Origin of the sequence: Rhizobium sp. BK529 (assembly GCF_014194105.1) — a bacterium.
Lineage (GTDB): Bacteria > Pseudomonadota > Alphaproteobacteria > Rhizobiales > Rhizobiaceae > Rhizobium.
This window is the reverse complement of the sequence record NZ_JACIAU010000001.1, coordinates 2,702,561-2,721,274: the sequence shown is the minus strand read 5'-3', so window position 1 is coordinate 2,721,274 and position 18,714 is coordinate 2,702,561. Positions and strand designations below refer to the sequence as shown.

Below are 18,714 nucleotides of genomic sequence, written 5' to 3'. Positions count from 1 at the left end.
GGCCTAAAATGCCCATCTCAATGCTGCGGCGCAAACGAAAAATTACATTTCATTTCAAAATCATTGCGCTTTTCAGTGCGGCATTTTCAGCCCTGATGCGGATGGTCAGGATGACGGCATTGAGAAGCGAAAAGACGAGCGCATAAAACGGCATGCCGAAGGCGAGCGGCAGGGTGGCGATCTCGCCTGTCACGATCATGTAGTTGGGATGTTTGAACAAGCGGTAGGGGCCGCTTTCGACGAGCGGCGCGCCGGGCAGGATGATGATACGCGTCGTCCATCGCTCCCCGAGCGTTACCAATACCCATAGCCTCAGCACCTGCAGCAGCATGAAGAGGCCGAACCAGAAGAGCTGGATCGGCTGACCCGTTGCCAGCACCCAGAGCCCGACGAGCCAGCTCGTATGGAGCGCCACGATGTAGGGATAATGTTCGGGCGCGATTTCGCGCGCGCCTTTTGCAAAGAGCGCCATCGTGTTGCGGCGCGCGATGACCAACTCGGAGAGCCGCTGCACAGTCACGAAAGTCAGCAAAGCGATCGATGGCCACATCATGGGATCCTCCGCAATGTGACGCAGCTTGCCGTAAAACCCGGTCCCATGGCGATCATAGCCGCCCGATCGGGCAATCCTCGGCGGATCGCGCGCTCCAGAACGAAAAGCACTGTCGGCGAGGACATGTTGCCGTATTCGGCAAGTACCGACCGCTCGATGTCGAGAGTATCAGGCGCCATGGAAAGCGCACTCTCCATAGCCGTCACCACTTTGGTGCCGCCGGGATGGCAGATGAAACGGTTGATATCGCCGCGCTTGAGGCCGGCACGCGCCAGAATGCTGTCGATTGCCGGACCGAGTTCCTTTTCCGCGAAGGGCGGCAGCGATTGCGCCAGCAGGATCCCGAAGCCGGTATCATCGATCTTCCAGCCCATGATATCGAGCGTATCCGGAAAGAGATGATCACCCGCCGATTCCACCTCCGCAATACCGCCGTCGCCGGAGCGCAGCACGCAGGCTGCAGCCCCGTCACCAAAGAGGGCGGTGGCGATGATGTTCGGCTTGGTCAATTCATCTAGCCGGAACGCCAGTGTGCAAAGTTCGATGGCGACGAAGAGTACCACGGCGGTCGGTCGGCTGCGCGCCAGCCGTGAGGCGATACCAAAGCCGGAAACGCCGGCAGCGCAGCCAAGTCCGAAGACGGGCACGCGCTCGATATCCGCGCGAAACCCGAGCCGGCCCGCGAGCCGCGCATCGAAGCTCGGCGTGGTGATGCCCGTCGAGGAAACCGTTACCACGCAATCGACCGCATTGGCCGTCAGCCCGGCCTGATCAAGTGCGCGCGTTGCCGCCTCGACGAACAGCGAACCCGCGACCTCCTCATAAGCCTCCATCCTGTCCCGCCAGCCATGCATCTCTTCAAACCACGCGAGGGGACGGGCGGCATGACGTTTCTCGATGCCGGCATTCTCGAATACGGGCGCGAGGTGGCGGAATTCCTTGAAACGATCGGCAAACAGGCGAGCGGAGGTCTCGGCGGCCTGGCGCTGAGGAATGACATGTTCAGGCACGGCGGTGACGAGACTTAACAGTCTGACGGATTGAGCCACAATATTCTCCTTGTCGTTCCCGGCGGAACAAGCGGAAAACACGCTGGCTGGAGAGTTTATTCGAAGCATCGCGTTTCACGAAGCCGTGATCGGAAAAATGCTGGAGCGTACCGAATAAAGCTTGATGCAGCGGTGTTCACTCCTCGCAACGTCATTTTTCGAGGAGTTATCCAATGACGATCAAGACTGTCCGCATCGCTTCCCTCGTGCTCGGCAGCTGCATTGCCGCCGCTGCCTTCTCCGGTCCTGTCTTCGCAATCGGCAACGACAGCAGCACCACGCCGGTCTGCAAGAAGGGCGAAATATACGACCAGAAGACCAAGAAATGCGTCAAGCAACAGAGCTCCAACGTGACGGATGAGAACCGTACCGATTACGCCTACTCGCTTGCCAAGGCCGGTCGCTATGATGAAGCGCTCGCCATGCTCGACACCGTCAAGGATCAGAACAACGCCGAATGGCTGAACTACCGCGGTTACGTCACCCGCAAACTCGGCCGCACGGATGAAGGCATTTCCTACTATCTGCAATCGGTAAAGCTTGATCCGCAATACGCCAAGGTTCGCGAATATCTCGGCGAAGCCTACGTCATCAAGGGTCAGCTCGACCTCGCCAAGGAGCAACTGACCACCATCAAGGCGATCTGCGGCACGGGCTGCGAAGAATATCAGGACCTCAACGCCGCAATCCTCGATCCGTCGAAGATCTGAGCTCTGGCCGCGGCAGGAGAGAGGCAAGGTTGATTGAAGGGTATTTCCGGATGTCGGTCGCATACACCACATTTCCTGCCTATAGTCACGGCAGAACGGAATCGCCGGCAGGACCGGCGGTTCCGAAACAGCCAATAAGCGCGGAGGCAGCCATCGCGAGCGAAGCGGATATCAGGAGCGGCCTGACGGAGCACCTCGCGCGTCTGTGGCGCTATGGCTTCGTCCTTTCGCATCAGCGTGATGTCGCAGATGATCTCGTCCAGGCGACATGTGTTCGCGCGCTGGAACGGGTCGATCAGTTCGTCGCCGGCACGCGGCTCGATCGCTGGCTGTTTTCGATCCTGCATTCCATCTGGCTGAACGAGATTCGCGCCCGCCGCGTCCGCCAGGGACAGGGCTTCGTCGATGCTGACGAGACACTCACCGTCGATGGCGCTCGCGATACCGAAACGCATGTCATGGCAAACCAGGTTTTGAAACAGGTGAACGCGCTGCCGGAGGCGCAGCGATCGGCGGTGTTCCTCGCCTATGTGGAAGGGCTTTCCTATCGCGAGGTCGCCTCCGTCATGGATGTTCCGATCGGCACCGTGATGAGCCGGCTGGCAGCCGCCCGCGCGAAGCTATCCGAGACCGTGTCGGCAGGGGGATTTGAATGAGCACGAAGCACGTAATGCCCTCCGACGAGGAACTGACCGCCTTCATCGATGGTGAAGTGAGCGCTGAAGAGGCTGCCCGCATCGAAGCGCTTGTTGAGGCCGACGAGGCTGTCGCCGACCGACTTGAATTTCTGGCTCGCGCAAGCCTGCATTATAAGGAAGCATTCGCGCCGCTGCTCGATGCCGCCCCGCAGGCAAAGCTCGAAGCCATGCTCTCAGCTATTCCCGCCGCACAGCCTGCAAGCGCGAGTGCCTTCGTGACCCGTCGCGGCTTTCTCGGCGCGCTTGCCGCTTCGGTTGTTGCTGGTATCGCTGTCGACCGCACCGTGATCGGCCTTAGTGCAAGGTTCTCGGGCAAGGATGAAAACAGCGAATGGCGCGCCGTCGTCGCCGAATATATCTCGCTTTATACGCCGGAGACGCTCGCCGGTCCCGTTCCGCCGGCAGATGTGCAGGCAGCGCAGCTTGCCCGTCTGGACGGAAGCCTCGGCCTGCAGCTTTCGCCTGAGCAGATCGCCGTGCAGGATATCGACTTCAAACGCGCCCAAATCCTGCAATATGACGGCAAGCCACTCGCCCAGATCGCTTATCTGGACCCGAAGACCGGGCCCATGGCACTCTGCATCGTCGCCTCCGATGTCGGCCCCAAGGCACCTGACATCGAAGGTCGCAAGGGCATGAATGTCGTCTACTGGTCAAGCGCCACACACGCCTTCATGCTCATTGGCCATGCTTCGGTCGACCGCATGACCGAGATCGCCGATGCGGTTCGGAGCAAGATTTCGGTCTAGAGCACGACGGCTGCCGTCCGTCTACCTCAACACATCAATTCACTGCGCTCGCAAGCCGCAGACCTGCCTGTGGCGCACCACCATCTCTGATGGGTGGCTCTGCGTTCACTTCGATGATCCCAGAGGCTTTCGGCTTGAAGGCTGGCCGAGGCGTCTTCGTCGGAACCGGTATGCTTGCCGCCTTGCCCGGCGCGCAATTGCCCGATGTACTGCTCTCCACATGCGGCTTGCCGTCGCTGGTGCTGAAATAACGGACGCTTCGGGTGCAGATGCCGTTGCCGGACATGGTCGAGACCATCGAATAGCCCTGCGTGCCGGCAGGCAATTCACCCAGCCCGGCTGTCGCCATATCGCCCGGCGATGCCTGCATCATGCTGTCGGCCTGCTGCATGATCGCCGCAGCCTCGCGGTCCATCGCCAAGGATATGCGGTCTAGATCGGCAAAGGGCGACGAAGGCCAGAAGGGATCGAAGAGGTTAGGCGCCGGATCGGGCTCGCCGTCGATGCGGACCTGCGGCGGCTGATTACCCGCATAGCGGATGCGCTCGAGCGAGCCATCCGGCAGGCGCACGATGAGCACATGGGTATCCTTGGATTTATGGGCGATAGTCTGAGCCTGCGCCAAGCTGGCAAGGCCTGGGGCAGCAATCACCGCGGCGCTCATGAGGAATGCGATACCAAGTTTTTGCACAATGACCTCCTGAAACGGGAAGAACACCATCCAACTGCCCGCATGCATACCGGCGGGCGAGAAGGATGATCATTGTGGCGCGGGCCGAATTTGTGGCGCGATGCTGCGGCGTGGCGACGCAGATGCGCGGTTCGAAAGCAGGTCGCGCAAAAGTGTCCAACGGTCTTGTGGCAACTACTGCGTCAACAAAGACTGCCAGCGTGGAAACCCGATCTGAAGATCGTAATCTGCTTCAGAACGGCTGCGTCTTGTCGGAAACCGGGCTGACCTGATTGGCAGGGACGAGCCGGTTCAGGCAGTTGACGTAGGTCGTGTACATCTGCTGGACTCGCGACAGCGGCACCACCCATTTTCCTTCGTCGCCGGAAAAATCCAGTTCCATATCCGGCGTGCCGACAAACGAATTCTTCAGGATCGTCTTAATCTGCGCCACACCCGTCTTCCCGTCGGCGGGCACGATGCGAAGCGTCTTGCTGTCGAAGCCCTTGGCCGCAACAGCCTTGGTGCCGGAATAGCCGACAAGCGTGACCTGGGTCGTCGTGCCCTTGGGGATATCCCAGCCATCCTTCGAGACGAGCCACATTACGCTGTCGAGGCTCTGGCGGAATTCGACCGTCTTGCCGAGTTCGTTGTTCCAGACCAGCCGGCAATAGGAGGGCTTCTCATCGACGAACCCGACCGACCACTGCCGCGCTTCGCCCATCCATTCCGTCTCGCCCGACGCCGTCTCGCTCCGGGCTGTCGCCGGAATGAGAAATGCTGTCAGCAAAAGGGCAGAAAAGGTCTTCATGGCTCGAACCGTCTCCAGGGAATGGGAGCGATTCTACCGGCGGAAGGTTGAGGTTTTGCTACTACGCTGTGTTGCGAATGCAGGCTGGTGGTAACTGAAGATCTGAACAGGAGGCTTTGGGCGAAACGGCGGATGATAAAGTGACTATGCCTGATGAGGGCAGGAACGAGTCTTCCAGAACGTGCGCGCGCTGTCGCGGAGGCGCTGGCCTTCCAATGGTTCTTCCTTACGGGCCGACCTGCAGGTTGCTTACGGCGCTTACGATTTTACATATCATTTTGTAAGAAAATTCGAATAATGATTTCAGTTGCTTAGCTGTCTGATTACAAACTTACCGAAATTATGGCAAAACACAGGAGAGACGGGGCGTGGGAGACTGCGGGTTATTCCTATGAGAGTTGGAAATGTGCCGTAACTTCGTAATTTCGTAAGCACACCAATTAAGGTGATGATCTCGTTTTGAAAACTTGCTTACAAACTTTGTAGGAAAAGTGCAGCGCTTACAATGTTCGGGCATCGCGCCGATCACGACCACCAGTTCCCGGGTGATGTCGACGCCGATATTCGGACGATTTTCATCAAAAGTCCTCCCATCCATCCTGCTTGACGGCGGCATTGCCGACGAAGGCGCTGGCGATCTTGCGGCCTAGCGCCTTGACCGGAGAGGCCGCAGGCCTTTCCGAGCTGCTTGCCGCGCGCACCGTAGCCGATGCCTGACGCGCTTTGCCCGACAGCTTGAACATGGTCAGAAGCTCGTTGAGCGAAGACACTTCCCCGGACAGGCTGTGTGTGGCAGCGGTGGTCTCTCCTACCATTGCTGCATTCTTCTGGGTGTCCTGATCCATCTGGTTCACGGTGGTGTTGATCTGCTGCAAACCGGAGGACTGCTCCTGCGCCGCTTCCACGATGGCGGCGACGTGGCGGTTGATCTCCTGCACTTCGGCAACGATGGTTTCCAGAGCGCGGCCGGTATCGCCGACAAGCTGTACACCCTCGCGAACCTGTTTGCTCGAAGTGCCGATGAGTGTCTTGATCTCCTTGGCGGCGTTGGCGGAACGCTGTGCCAGTTCGCGCACTTCCTGAGCGACGACCGCAAAGCCCTTTCCGGCCTCTCCGGCTCGCGCGGCTTCAACACCTGCATTGAGCGCCAGCAGATTTGTCTGGAAAGCGATCTCGTCGATCACGCCGATGATATTGTTGATCTCGCCGGACGATTTCTCAATGGCTTCCATTGCGGAGACAGCACGGCGGACGACCTCGCCAGATTGTTCTGCACCTGTCTTTGCACGGCTGACAAGCTGGCCCGCTTCCTGCGCGCGGCTGGTCGAGTTCTTCACTGTCGCGGTGATCTCTTCCAGTGCGGCTGCGGTTTCCTCAATGGCTGCGGTCTGCTGTTCGGTACGCTTGGCAAGGACGTCGGCTGCGGAACGAATTTCGTTCGAACCTGCCTCAATACCACGAGTATTCTGGGCTACCTGCATCAGGGCCGTTTCCAGTTTCTCGATGGAAATGTTGAAGTCGCAACGCAGGGCTTCGAATTCTGCGGAGAGGGGTGTATCGAGCCGGGTGCAGAGATCGCCGTTTGCCAACCGCCGAAGGCCGCCTGCAAGGGCTGCTGTCGCCTGTTCCAGCCGGATTTGCGCCGCCTCTTCGGCTTCTGCCGCCAACCGCTCGCGTTCGGCGGCCATCTGTAGATCGGCCCTCTTCGCCTGCTCGGCCATTTCGTCGGCCCTGATCTTGGCAGCATATGCTTCGTTGGTCGCGTTCTCGGCCGAACGCATCGCTGAAATAAGTGTCCGGGACAGGAAGAACAGGACGCCCGCTTCTAGAAGCAGAACGACCGCGTGGAGCGCGACGCGCGTCAGGTCCGAACTGCCCGGGAACACGGCCCAGGGCAGGAGAACATAGAGAAGCAGGTGATGCACGGCGACGAAGGCCGTGTAAGCAGCCACGGCACGCCAGTCTAACCATGCCGCGCAGATCGCCAGATTGGCGAAAAAATACATGTGCATGTCGATTTGGAGCGGCGATCCGGCGAAGGCATAGACGAGGGCGGCGACGGTCATCGCATGGGCGATCGAGGTTAGAAACCGCGTCATGGAGCCATATCGGGATTTCAGCCAGCACGCGGTCGCGGCCAGCACGACCACCAGCGGGGCAAAGGCTGCGGTCCAGTCGAATCCGCTTCCGGCAATCGCCAGCCTGCTGAGAATGAGCAGGTAATTGAGCCAGAGGAGGGAAATGATGATGATTGAAATGCGCTGGCGGATACGAGCGATGGCAGTCATTTCACTGCTTCCTGAAGGCAAGTTGCTGAAAAGGGATTGCTGAGTGCGAACAGGGCGCCTGCACGGACAAGCCGTGAGGCGAAACCGGGTTCCGATGAATAGGCGATGGAAAGCCACGGCACGCGGCCGTTGCCGACGAAGGAGCCGCCAGCCTCACCGATGATCGACAATGCCCTGCCGGGCGGATCGAAAGGATTGCTTACAACTAAAACTGAATCATTTCGAGGACTGGCAGACCAAAGGGTGATTAAGGCAAGCAAGGCCCCCAGAAAGGTGGCGGCCACAGGCAGCGGGTGGAGTGATTCCTGATCGACGGAATGGGCCTGTTTAGTAACGGCCAGCGTCAAATCTTCTTGCGATCGCGAACATAGTCCAGTTAACATGCCGACGGCCGTGGTGTCTGAAACAGATCATCTGTCTGGACAACTAAATTCTTGCGCCGATCTTCATGGTGCGGCCAAATATTGATAATCTAAAGAGTAAACGCTTAATATTAAATGTACGGCGTATTTGCGCCGGTCCTTCTCTGCCCGCACCTTTGAGAATGGAAATAACAAAGGAGGGTGGGGAATGTCGGCAGTTAACGAATATATTGAACGCGTCTATCGGAGCAGGCGACGTCGTGGCTGACCGCCTTAAGGAGTTTGCCCTCGCCTGCCAGTTGTGCCGTCGCCGCGCTTAACTGGCGTGGGGCTACAGTTCTAGGCATCAGGTCGCCAATGATGCCAAAACGGGATCCGGCACGACTGGAAAATCAAGGAATGAAGGGAATTTAGCGAGAATTGGCTGGGGAACCTGGATTCTCACAAGATTTCAATGGCTTAGCGGAGAAGCCTTGAAATTCCTTTTGTTTTCCCATCGCGAGCGACCATGGATGCTACCTTTGTGCCCTGGCTTTGGGCCCCAGTCAACAGGACGGTCGAGCGGCAATAATTTCCGTTTTCGGACCTCAAGTTTGCGGCGGGGCGGCCATTAAGCTCCTGGCGCCTTGCGCCGACGTCGCGGTTGTTCGTGAAACCATAACGCTTCCTGCAAGCAGCCGCAGTGTTTACAAGACAAACCATGGATCATTTCAAACGTACGTTCGCCGTCGGGCTCCTGTCTCGTCATCGAGGGAATCGTGGGATTGCCGACCTTCTCGACCGATGGGTTCTACCAGGGGAGGACGCTGGCGCTTATGGCCTGCGCCTAGCGCTCCGGAATGGCTACCTGAACCTCTATGTTAAGGGTCAATCAGTCGGGGACATGAGGCTGGTCGAAGGGTCGCCCCGCCTTAGGCTCCACAGCAAATATAGGTCAGCAATCCAGAATGGCAGTTCGAAAATCGATGCTAGTGGTCAATGCTACAAGGTTGTCGACGCTAGCGAGTTGGCCACGGCTGGTCCCGACTTGATCGATAGCTGGATTTCCACAGCCGAGACGTATGCTGGGGACGAGAAGCGTTTCGTCGATGATTTGGTTGCGGTCACTCCTGGTGCAATCGACCTTGAGATGGGCTTGCCTGCGGATCAAGATGCAGTGGGGGAGGATCGAACCGCTCCGCGCATGGACATGGTCGTTGCCCAAGGCGGCGAGGTAGCCTTTTGGGAAGCGAAGTGCGCAGTAAACACCGAGTTGCGAGCCCGTGCGTCCTATAAGGAACGGCCAGACAACCGGTACTACGAGGGGCCGCGCGTGATCTGGCAACTTCGCCGTTATCAACGCTGGATGAGCCGACCGTTTCGCCTTTCGCAAGTGCGCGACGCTTATGTCGAAGCGGCGCAACTTCTGCTTGGTCTTGCGGAACTATGGGGCAAACAGGGGCCCGCCATGGACGCATGGCGCGAACTCGCCGCTAGCGGGCAGAAAACGGCCGTCGTCCTGCCGCCCGGCATAGTCGTCGCAGGGTACTGTCCCGTCCGCGCGGATGGCCTCCCACGTATTGAGGACAGCGCCTATCTGGCTAAAATCAAGTCTTTCGGCGAACACGAAGCTAAGCTTCGTCGCCACGGTGTAACGGTGGTGACGGTAAATGGCAGGCCTAGTGCACCGGTATTGCCTGCTCTCGGCCCAGGTTTTATCAGCGCTGAAGAACGCGAAGTCCCTTAGGGGCGCGCTTAGTTTGTTGTAGAATCCGTTGCTGCCTCCGGCCGAAAGCAGCCCTTGTAGCCTTTTTTGACGCGACTATGCCAGTGGCCCAGCGGTACATCTTCAAGGGTGCTGATGAATGACAATCTCCAACGCCTTGACACCGCATGCGTCACTCCGCCCGAGCCCCGCACGCTGCCGAAGCAATCGCCTGCGCCATGGGTCATCAAGGGCCTCCGGAGACAGAGGATTGGCTAGAGATCTTCCGGATCTAAGACTGGGGACCTATGGCATAGCTGCGAAGTCAGGGCGTCGGTAGTGTTCAACCATCTTTCGCAACGCCTCTGGCGCAATGACTTCCACTCTATCTCCCCATTGATACAGGTGCCATGCCATTTCCAACCAGCCTGCAGCGTGAAAACGAACGATTAAGCTGCCGTCTTCTTCATGTTCCTGCACCTGCCTCGGATGGAACTGGAAGCCTGCGGCGCGCTCCGCCGCATCAGGGACAAAGCGCCAGATCACTTCCCCGTATTGCTCTGGATCCTGCCATACTCCAAAAGCCTGCGCGGCATAATCTGAGATTGTGAAGCCTTCCTTCATTGTAAAGCTCTCGTTGATGGTCTCCGCTTCACGGATGAGGTCGATCCGGAAGTTGCGTATCTCATCTGCTTTGTTTGGGTCGCGTGCAGCAAGATACGTGCGATGGCCGAGCAGGACCCCATGCGGTTCAAGGATGCGTTTTTCTTTATCCGAGTGGTAGCGCACACTCAGTCGAAAGGGGCCACGCAGGGCTTCGATGATGGCATCAAGAATGTCCGCAGAAACAGTGACCCGAGGGCCCGGCCGCGTCACCTGACCCATGGCAGCAAGTACGGCTTCTGCATCCGCCTCCACCCGTGCCCGCTTGGGTACTTTCGCCAGCATCCCCTCACGGAGGTCGAGAAGTGCGCGTGTATGGCGTAGCCGACCTTCAGCCTCTGCTGCCCTTGCTGCAATCTCAAGAGCCTCCACCGCCGATTCATGCCGTAGTTGCATCCGGTCGAGCATTGGATCTACCAGACGCCAACGACGCTTACGGTCTTCACCCTCCTCAACCAAGACATTGCCGAAGGCTTGGTCTAGCGCCTCCGTCATCCGCTGGGCAGTTCGGTGAGAGACGCCGAACTCCGCAGAAATCTCTTCAAGGCTAATGCCTCGTCGGCCGGCCGCTGCCAGGCGAGCAAGACGGATGAGATCCTGTGCCTTCGCGAACGCCATGTTAGTCCTCTACTTGGGTGTCAGGTTTTGTCACCCACCGATGCTAACAGTTGTTGGTAGGTTGTCGAGCTTTCCAGGCGCTGCCAGCCTGATAGAGAGGAGAAAGTAATGAACGGACGCGTATCGAAGATCGAGCGAGTATCTCCCCGCGAAGGAAGAACGGAAGAGCCGGAAGTTACGACGCGAGGTTATCGACTGGGAAATCCGGCTCACGGCAACGAAAAGCATCACGCTAAGAACTCCGTCTACGTGCGCTCGCTCGATGAGGCCGCTGAACTCATCGGCAAGGGGTATTCATTATGGATGGCAGCCAAGGGGAAGAGAGCGTCCCTGATCTCGCCGCAGAGCCTCAGGATTTTGAGGAATGACAATCACTGGGCTGACAACAAAGGTTAAGAGACCGGGCAAGGCGTTTGTTCAGTTCACCGCGTCCGATACCCATTGACATCCATGACGAACGTTGGCGAAGCTGAATCGAGGTGGCGATTCTGCTTCGGGTTGCGCTGGATACTTTTGCGGGAGCCTATGCGGAATTTTGGGGGTAGACTACTCTTTTCGGCAACCGATCTAATGCGGTTCATGGGATGTGCCCATGCGACCATGCTCGACATCATGCACCTGCGAGGCGATGGTCCTGAGCCGGCTGAAGATAACGAGGACGCGGCGCTCCTGCAGAAGCAAGGTGATCTTCATGAAGCAACTCACCTAGAACTTCTGAAGGCGTCAGGCCGCAGCGTGATCGAGATCCCTCGCGGAGACTTGGCAGACAACGCCAAGGCAACTCAAGCCGCCTTGAGATCGGGTGCTGATGTGGTTTTTCAAGGAGCATTTTTGACCGGCAACTGGGGTGGCTGGTCGGACTTTCTTATGCGGGTCGATCGCCCTTCGGCACTGGGCTCCTTCAGTTACGAAGTTGCTGACACCAAACTAAAGCGCCGAGCGCATCCTAAGCATGTCCTGCAACTCGTCCTTTATTCTGATCTTCTGGCCGAGATCCAGGGGGTGCAACCCCGCTTTGCTCATGTGGAACTCGGCGATGGAAAGCGAGCCACGTTGCCGCTATCGCAATATGCCGACTATGCTCGCGCAGCGCGCACGCGCTTGGAAGACTTTGTAGACAACCCATTTCAAACGCGCCCGGCCCCTGCCGCAGATTGTGGCCTTTGCCGCTGGGCCATTCATTGTGAAGGCGTTTGGGAGGCAGAGGACAGCCTGTTTAACGTCGCAAACATCAGCCGTGTTCAAGTCAAAAAGCTAGAGGCCGTTGGAATCACGACGATGGCGGCGCTCGCAGACCTCGCTCAACCTGTGCGCGGCATGGCCGAAGGCACGCGGCTGCGTCTGGTAACGCAGGCGCGGTTACAGCACGCCCGTAAGGTCGGCGCACCGGCCTACGAGCTTCGTGCGCCCGAGCCTGGAAAAGGATTTGACCTGCTGCCCGAACCACAGCCGGGTGATCTGTTCTACGACATCGAGGGCGATCCACACTACGAGGGTGGCCTCGAATACTTGCATGGCATCTGGTGCGACGGGCAATTCCGTGCATTTTGGGCGCATGACCATGCGGTCGAGGCGAAGGCGCTGGAGGAGCTTCTCGCCTTCTTCCACGCGCGGCTAGAGAAATACCCGCAAGCGCGCATCTACCACTACGCAGCTTATGAAATCACGGCGCTGCGCCGCTTGACCACAAAATACGGGATCGGAGAGGCGTTCCTCGACCGTTTGCTACGAGAACGGCGCTTTGTCGACCTGTTCGCTGTGGTGCGCGGAGGGCTGATCGGGTCCGAGCGAAACTACTCCATCAAATCGATGGAGGCTTTCTATGGCCGCAAGCGCGAGGGCGAGGTCAAGACGGCCGGTGGGTCTATTGTCGCCTATGAGCGTTGGCGCGAGACAGGCGAGCAGCAGATCCTCGATGAGATAGAGGAATACAATCGGATCGACTGCATTTCGACAGAGGAACTGCGCGACTGGCTGGTAGGGATTCGGCCTGCCGGTCCCTGGCCGCACCCTGCTGAGGACGCGGGCGCAAAAGAGGTAGAAGAAGATCTCGACGCGCAGGCGCTGCGCGCCATGCTGGCTGCATCAGGCCTGGCCGAGGACCGGCAGGCGATGCTGTTCAACCTTGGCCTCTTCCACAAGCGCGAGGCGAAGCCTGCACAGTGGGCGGTATTCGACTCGGCGTCCAAGGATGAGGATGAATTGATGGACGATTTGGACGCGTTGGCGGGGCTGGAGGCCGTAGGCCCGGTCCGGGCGGTTAAGCGGTCCTTCGTCCGCAGTTATAGTTTCCCGCAACAGGAAACCAAGCTGCGGCGTGGAAAGAAGGCCACGCTGTCCGTCTTCGATGGCCCGCCCGTTTCGGTCACCATCGAGGACATGGACCCCAGGGCACGGCAGATCACCGTCAAGGCTGGGCCAGGGAAGGACTATCTGCTGGGCCACCGGCTGAACCTGCACCCGGATTGGCCGCTGGACTTCAAGCCCATACCTGGCGCATTGCGAGACGTGATCGCCGATCAATGCGGGCCGCGAGCTTATCGGGCGGTCGATGACCTTCTGTCCTGTGCGCCGCCCCGCCTGAAGACAGCTTCGCTTTTGCCAGTGGCCGATCCTGTCGCGGGCACCATCGCAGCCGTGGGCGCCATGGATGAAACCGTCCTACCTATCCAAGGGCCGCCCGGCACCGGCAAAACCTATGTCCTTGCCAGGACGATATTGTCTCTTGTGCGCAAGGGCGCGCGCGTGGGTGTCACCTCGAACAGCCACGAGGCGATCCGCAACGTGCTGATGGGCTGCCTAAGCGCGCTGGAGGATGAGGATCTGTCAATCACGCTGGATCTGGTTCACAAGACCGGCGGCGAGGAGGACGGCTATCCTGACCATTGCCCGATCCGCCGCACCACCAGCAATGATGAAGCGGCGAACGGCTTGGATGTCGTCGGCGCGACCGCCTGGTTCTTTTCCCGCGACGAGAATGTGCAGGCATTCGATTGGCTCTTCGTGGACGAGGCCGGACAGGTGGGTCTGGCCAACATGGTTGCCATGGGCCGGGCCGCGCGAAACATCGTGCTGGTGGGCGACCCGCGCCAATTGCCGCAAGTCGTCCAGGGCGCGCATCCGGAACCCGCAAACCTGTCATGCCTCGACTGGATGCTGGGCGAGCATGCGACCGTGCCGCTCGATCGAGGCGTTTTCCTGCCTGTCTCGCGGCGTATGCACCCGTCGGTCTGCCGCTTCATTTCGGACCAAGTTTACGAAGGGCGGCTGGAAAGCCACCCCGACACCGCGCGTCAGGCCGTGCGCGGCACCCGGTTCCCGGAGGCCGGGGCGTTCTGGGTGCCCGTGCCGCATGAGGGAAACGCCCAGACCGCGGCCGAAGAGGTCGCTGCCATCAATGCGGCCGTTGTCGACCTGCTGGACGGTACTTGGACCGAAAAGGAGGGCACCACGCGCCCGATAAGGGCGAGCGACATCATCGTCGTTGCACCTTACAACGCGCAGGTCAACGCACTGCGGGATGCGTTACCCGATGCCATGCGCGTCGGCACGGTGGACAAGTTCCAAGGACAGGAAGCGCCGGTCTGCCTCGTATCGATGACCGCTTCATCGGCAGAGGAGACATCGCGCGGCATGGAGTTCCTGTTTTCGTTGAACCGGATCAACGTGGCTGTGTCGCGTGCGAAGGGGCTGGCTCTCGTTTTCGGCGCCCCAAGGCTCCGCGAGGCGAAGTGTAATTCAGTCGAGCAGATGCGGCTGGTGAATACGCTGTGTGCTTTGGAGACCCTTACATGACCATGCTCACCCCAGATCGACGGCTCGTTTTTTACGATCGCGAAGGGCTGCCGTATCGACCCGTACGGGATGGTGGAACAGGAAGATCAATCTTCAAAATAAAGCCGAAGGGCGCCAGCAACCGGGCAGACGAAGCCATTCACGCAGAACATTGGCTGGAAGTAGCGCGCGCTATGTTGATCGATGGCCTTGCGGCTCGCTGCCAGGCGTTCTCGGGTGGCTCAGTCAACTACCTCACGTTTGGGGCTCAGAAACTCGTTCGATACGAGCTCGATCCAGAGATCGCTCGGGAATTGGGAATTCCGCCCGAGGGCGGCACTAACGAGCAGCCAAGTCATTTCTCACGCGCTGCCATAGAAGCTGCTTTCGATTCATTCGAAGAATTTCGGAACCGCGGTGCCCATGCGGAAATCTTCGGCGTTTTTGGTGAGCCGCGAGATTATTGGGTGCGCTCCACCCGTGATCGCGAGAACCATCTCTATCCAACAAAGCCCATTGTCGGATTTCTCTCAAAGAAGACCCAACTGAATGGAGGCTGGGAACAATCAGATGCGGCAGCGCGGCTACATAACTCGGGGTTCATTATTGTGGACCGGGATGACAAGCCTGTTCTTCCGCCTGAACGCTACGACCACCTCATACGCGATGCGGATCGCATACGTCTATGCGCGCTGAATTACTTCATCGAACCAGCTCGTGAGAAAGGTGCCCTCGAGGTCTCTATACGGGCTGGCGATCTTGCCGCAGCCATAGGACTGCAAGACGCCTTTCCAAACATCTGCCAAGCGCTCGGCGGCGAGAAGTTTCAGCAGTTGGCCAGTGTGCCACCGCCAACGCATGGTGAGCCGAACCCCAGCAGCTCGACCATTTTCACCTATAAGCTCGCATCACAAGCGAAGGCGGCCACCGTGACAGAAGAAACTACAACGCCAACGGGTTCAGCAACCAACTTGATCCTCTATGGACCACCTGGCACAGGCAAGACCTACCGCACCGCATGGGAGGCCGTCCGGCTTTGTGTTGGGGAACAGGTAGCAGCGGCGCTTCAGGGGGGCGAGAAGCGTGACGCGCTGATGGTCGAGTATCGGCGTTTGGTCAGCGAGGGAAGGATCGAGTTCGTAACCTTTCACCAGTCCATGTCTTACGAGGAATTTGTCGAAGGCCTTCGGCCAAGCACCGGCGATGAAGCCGGCGAGGGGCCCGAGGATGTTGAAGTCAGCACCGGTTTTCGTTTGAAATCCCACGACGGCGTGTTCAAGCGAATCAGCGAGCGCGCACGGCTCGACCAAGTCTCTGAGGGATCCCCGCGCAGGCTTGACCGCTCCGCACGCGTGTTCAAGGTCGCGCTCGGGAATCGGCAAATTGAGCAGGACCGTCACCGGATTCGGTTTGGCCTAGACAACAACCTCATCCATGTGGGCTGGGGCGGTGACATTGACTGGTCGGACGAACGTTTTGACGACTTCAATGAAATACATTCTGAATGGAGAGCAAAGAAGGATCCCGACGCGACCGGCCACGATGGAAACATCGTAATCACCTTCTCTTTCAGGGCGGACATGCAGGTTGGTGACTATGTCGTGGTCTCTGATGGACGTGATCGAATGCAGGCGTTTGGCAGGGTCACTGGTGAATACTTCTACGACCCCGATGCAGCATTCCATCCGCACCGCCGCCATGTAGAGTGGCTTTGGCGAGAAGACGCCGGAACAGAACGAAGCCGCTTTTATGCAAGAGCTTTTAGACGCCATTCAGTTTACAAGCTAAATCAGTCACTGGTGGATTGGGACGCACTGGAAGCAATTGTTTTCGGTGATGAGACACCTCGTGCAAGTCAGTCGGCACGGGATCATGTCTTGATCATCGATGAGATCAACCGAGCAAACATCTCGAAGGTTTTCGGCGAGTTGATCACGCTTTTGGAGCCCGACAAGCGGTTGGGTATGCCGAACGAGATACGCCTCATGTTGCCGTATTCGAAGAAACCCTTCGCGGTTCCAGCGAACCTCCACATCATCGGCACCATGAACACGGCCGACCGGTCCATTGCGCTTCTCGATACAGCATTGCGCCGCCGGTTCACGTTCCGTGAGCTGATGCCGAACCCGTTGGTCCTTCCCACAAATACGGGCGGGATTGATCTGCGGAAGCTCCTGACCACGATCAACGACCGGATCGAGTTTCTCTTCGATCGGGAGCATCAGATTGGCCACGCCTATTTTACCGGCTGCGCAACACGTGGCGATGTCGAGGAGGTGATGCGTCACAAAGTAATCCCACTCCTGGCGGAGTATTTCTACGAGGACTGGTCCAAGGTTGCCGCCGTCCTGGGCGACACCGGGCAAGGCCAGGCGCGGTTTCTGGAAGCACGGCGACTTGCCGCTCCGGCGAGCATTGCCGAAGACGACTTCTCCGGTGAAAAGCTACGCTGGCGCGTTAAAGACCAGTTCGATTTCTCGGAGTTTGAAATCTGATGCCGTCCTACACTGTGCGCGAGTGGGATACGCTGCCCCATGGCGACGGGGAGGGCTCCATTCCAGCACATCTTGCTAGTCGCCTGGTTGCGTTGACCAAGACTTCGCCTTTTGCCGGCCGGGGCGGCGGCGGTGTGCTGGAGGATCGGCGGCACGAGCTACGGGCCCGCGGCGTCGTGGGTGTGATTGCTGCGCAGGGTTGCAGCCTTGAAATCCTTCCAAAGATTGACGTTATGAAAGCAGAAGGGGCGGAGCGGCAGAACGCTGCGATCCGCAAGCGTCTTGTCCATATGCTCGCGGTCGCATTGGATCTGAAGATCGAAATGGGGCGGATTACAGACCTCGACTGGCAGCGCGAGACGCTTCTTGAGATCCTGATCCGGATATTCTGTAACAAGCTGACCGAAGCGATCCGACGCGGCATGCCTCGTCGCTATCTCGGTCATGAGGACGATCTTTCAGCGCTGCGCGGCACGCTCGATGTGCCGCGTCAATTTACTCGTCATGCCTCGAACCCCGGACGCCTTGCTTGTCGCTTCGACGACTTATCGCAAGACATCGCGCTCAACCAAATCATGAAGGCAGCCGTGGCGCATGTGTTAAGGATGTCGCGGAGTGCGGCCAATCAGCAGCGCCTTCGCGAATTGGCCTTCGTTTATGCCGATATCTCAGATGTTCCGGTGCCAGCCCTGAAATGGCGAGAGGTCATCATGGACCGGACAAACCGCGCGTGGCAGGAACTGTTCGGCATGGCAAAACTGTTCTTGCGTAGTCGATACCAGACGACGAGCAGTGGCTCGGGACAAGGGAGTGCGCTCCTATTCGAGATGAACGCCCTTTTTGAGGAGTATGTCGGACGACTGGTCACGCGCGCTCTCGCCGGAACTGAGTTCCGCGTTACGCTGCAGGGTGGGCGGCTCTTCTGCCTCACCTCTGTTGAGAACGACCGCGCCTTGTTTCAAACCAAGCCCGACATCCTGATCTGGCGGGCTGGACAGGTAGCCCATGTGATCGACACGAAATGGAAACGGATATCCGCCCGGATTGATGATCCGAAGATGGGTGTTTCTCAGGGTGATGTTTACCAGATGATGGCGTACGCTCATCTCTACAAGTCACCCAAGCTGACTCTGCTCTATCCCCATCACGATGGGCTTGGCGCCAATGAGGGTGTCCAGGCGCAGTTCCGGATCACGGGTCAGGAGACGGTAGTCGAGACCGCCAGCGTCGACGTGGCCAACGGGAAGGATCTTGCGGCACGCCTGAGGGACAAGTTCTTTTCAACCGTTATGCAGGAGAATCTGATTCTTCGCTGAAAAAAGCACTTGGGCGGGGCCAATTTGCTGAGGGTCGGATATCGGGCCTGTCCCCTCACCGTGCATGATTCGAGCTCAAGAGCGTGATTGGAACGCGTTCTTTATGTGTACCTTCCCCCTCTCTTCTCTCTTCTCAAAGTTGCCGGTCCGCTCACGGCGCGACACTGTCATTGGTCAGCGCTTGTCGGAGGCAGTCGAACAGGGTCCCCAGCCAAAGAGTCCCAGCCATCCTCGGGAGCTGGAGGACGTCACATGGTTTCTGACCCGAAGTCAC

Annotated in this window: 15 protein-coding genes; 8 read left to right on the top strand and 7 right to left on the bottom strand. The window is 58.7% G+C overall.

The window, feature by feature from the left end; translation table 11 throughout:
• Nucleotides 1-49 precede the first annotated feature (49 nt).
• Together FHX08_RS13720 and FHX08_RS13715 are read right to left on the bottom strand one after the other, a co-directional pair.
• On the bottom strand, nt 50-553 hold the full coding sequence (locus tag FHX08_RS13720) for an isoprenylcysteine carboxyl methyltransferase family protein (RefSeq protein ID WP_132652577.1): 504 nt from the start codon (nt 551-553) through the stop codon (nt 50-52).
• Nucleotides 550-1,602, bottom strand: a complete 1,053-nt coding sequence (locus tag FHX08_RS13715) for a type III polyketide synthase (RefSeq protein WP_132652576.1) — start codon at nt 1,600-1,602, stop codon at nt 550-552. Before FHX08_RS13715 ends, FHX08_RS13720 begins: the two co-directional genes overlap by 4 nt.
• Before the next feature lie 173 nt (nt 1,603-1,775).
• On the opposite strand from FHX08_RS13715, the gene FHX08_RS13710 reads away from it, so the two are divergent.
• From FHX08_RS13710 to FHX08_RS13700, 3 genes are read left to right on the top strand one after another with little or no spacing between them, the layout of a single operon-like run.
• Complete coding sequence (locus FHX08_RS13710) at nt 1,776-2,312, top strand: M48 family metallopeptidase (RefSeq protein WP_132652575.1); 537 nt, start codon at nt 1,776-1,778, stop codon at nt 2,310-2,312.
• Nucleotides 2,313-2,362: 50 nt separating this feature from the next.
• Nucleotides 2,363-2,968 (top strand): RNA polymerase sigma factor, encoded by a 606-nt coding sequence (locus tag FHX08_RS13705; RefSeq protein WP_184327257.1) that lies wholly within the window; start codon nt 2,363-2,365, stop codon nt 2,966-2,968.
• Entirely contained in the window at nt 2,965-3,759 is a 795-nt protein-coding gene (locus tag FHX08_RS13700; protein ID WP_132652573.1) for an anti-sigma factor family protein, read from the top strand. The genes FHX08_RS13705 and FHX08_RS13700 overlap by 4 nt, the downstream gene beginning before the upstream one ends.
• Nucleotides 3,760-3,793: 34 nt before the next feature.
• Here FHX08_RS13700 and FHX08_RS13695 read toward each other — a convergent pair whose 3' ends face one another.
• The 4 genes from FHX08_RS13695 to FHX08_RS13680 form a co-directional block, all read right to left on the bottom strand.
• Nucleotides 3,794-4,450 carry a hypothetical protein gene (locus tag FHX08_RS13695; RefSeq protein ID WP_132652572.1) on the bottom strand — a complete coding sequence of 219 codons (657 nt, stop codon included), beginning with the start codon at nt 4,448-4,450 and terminating at the stop codon, nt 3,794-3,796.
• Nucleotides 4,451-4,682: 232 nt separating this feature from the next.
• Nucleotides 4,683-5,240 carry a hypothetical protein gene (locus FHX08_RS13690; protein ID WP_132652571.1) on the bottom strand — a complete coding sequence of 186 codons (558 nt, stop codon included), beginning with the start codon at nt 5,238-5,240 and terminating at the stop codon, nt 4,683-4,685.
• A 578-nt stretch (nt 5,241-5,818) separates the two neighbouring features.
• The gene (locus tag FHX08_RS31445; protein WP_184327256.1) at nt 5,819-7,528 is read right to left on the bottom strand and encodes a methyl-accepting chemotaxis protein; all 1,710 of its coding nucleotides are present in this window, start codon (nt 7,526-7,528) and stop codon (nt 5,819-5,821) included.
• Nucleotides 7,525-7,875, bottom strand: a complete 351-nt coding sequence (locus FHX08_RS13680) for a hypothetical protein (RefSeq protein WP_132652569.1) — start codon at nt 7,873-7,875, stop codon at nt 7,525-7,527. Before FHX08_RS13680 ends, FHX08_RS31445 begins: the two co-directional genes overlap by 4 nt.
• 1,042 nt (nt 7,876-8,917) lie before the next feature.
• Here FHX08_RS13680 and FHX08_RS13675 point away from each other — a divergent pair.
• Complete coding sequence (locus FHX08_RS13675) at nt 8,918-9,616, top strand: hypothetical protein (protein WP_184327255.1); 699 nt, start codon at nt 8,918-8,920, stop codon at nt 9,614-9,616.
• A 264-nt stretch (nt 9,617-9,880) separates the two neighbouring features.
• On the opposite strand, the gene FHX08_RS13670 is transcribed toward FHX08_RS13675, so the two are convergent.
• On the bottom strand, nt 9,881-10,855 hold the full coding sequence (locus FHX08_RS13670; RefSeq protein ID WP_184327254.1) for a YafY family protein: 975 nt from the start codon (nt 10,853-10,855) through the stop codon (nt 9,881-9,883).
• Nucleotides 10,856-10,963: 108 nt separating this feature from the next.
• On the opposite strand from FHX08_RS13670, the gene FHX08_RS13665 reads away from it, so the two are divergent.
• From FHX08_RS13665 to FHX08_RS13650, 4 genes are all read left to right on the top strand, one after another.
• Nucleotides 10,964-11,251, top strand: coding sequence for a hypothetical protein (locus FHX08_RS13665; protein ID WP_184327253.1), 288 nt, complete (start codon nt 10,964-10,966; stop codon nt 11,249-11,251).
• 129 nt (nt 11,252-11,380) lie between these two features.
• On the top strand, nt 11,381-14,650 hold the full coding sequence (locus FHX08_RS13660; RefSeq protein ID WP_184327252.1) for a TM0106 family RecB-like putative nuclease: 3,270 nt from the start codon (nt 11,381-11,383) through the stop codon (nt 14,648-14,650).
• A complete protein-coding gene (locus FHX08_RS13655; protein WP_184327251.1) occupies nt 14,647-17,124 on the top strand; it encodes an AAA family ATPase in 2,478 nt (825 codons plus the stop codon). Before FHX08_RS13660 ends, FHX08_RS13655 begins: the two co-directional genes overlap by 4 nt.
• A complete protein-coding gene (locus tag FHX08_RS13650; protein WP_184327250.1) occupies nt 17,124-18,440 on the top strand; it encodes an McrC family protein in 1,317 nt (438 codons plus the stop codon). Before FHX08_RS13655 ends, FHX08_RS13650 begins: the two co-directional genes overlap by 1 nt.
• Nucleotides 18,441-18,714: the final 274 nt, after the last annotated feature.

Coding starts and splice junctions, on each gene's coding strand:
- FHX08_RS13720 (WP_132652577.1), bottom strand. CDS start 553: ATGATGTGGCCATCGATCGCTTTGCTGACTTTCGTGACTGTGCAGCGG.
- FHX08_RS13710 (WP_132652575.1), top strand. CDS start 1,776: ATGACGATCAAGACTGTCCGCATCGCTTCCCTCGTGCTCGGCAGCTGC.
- FHX08_RS13705 (WP_184327257.1), top strand. CDS start 2,363: ATGTCGGTCGCATACACCACATTTCCTGCCTATAGTCACGGCAGAACG.
- FHX08_RS13700 (WP_132652573.1), top strand. CDS start 2,965: ATGAGCACGAAGCACGTAATGCCCTCCGACGAGGAACTGACCGCCTTC.
- FHX08_RS13690 (WP_132652571.1), bottom strand. CDS start 5,240: ATGAAGACCTTTTCTGCCCTTTTGCTGACAGCATTTCTCATTCCGGCG.
- FHX08_RS31445 (WP_184327256.1), bottom strand. CDS start 7,528: ATGACTGCCATCGCTCGTATCCGCCAGCGCATTTCAATCATCATCATT.
- FHX08_RS13670 (WP_184327254.1), bottom strand. CDS start 10,855: ATGGCGTTCGCGAAGGCACAGGATCTCATCCGTCTTGCTCGCCTGGCA.
- FHX08_RS13665 (WP_184327253.1), top strand. CDS start 10,964: ATGAACGGACGCGTATCGAAGATCGAGCGAGTATCTCCCCGCGAAGGA.
- FHX08_RS13660 (WP_184327252.1), top strand. CDS start 11,381: ATGCGGAATTTTGGGGGTAGACTACTCTTTTCGGCAACCGATCTAATG.
- FHX08_RS13655 (WP_184327251.1), top strand. CDS start 14,647: ATGACCATGCTCACCCCAGATCGACGGCTCGTTTTTTACGATCGCGAA.
- FHX08_RS13650 (WP_184327250.1), top strand. CDS start 17,124: ATGCCGTCCTACACTGTGCGCGAGTGGGATACGCTGCCCCATGGCGAC.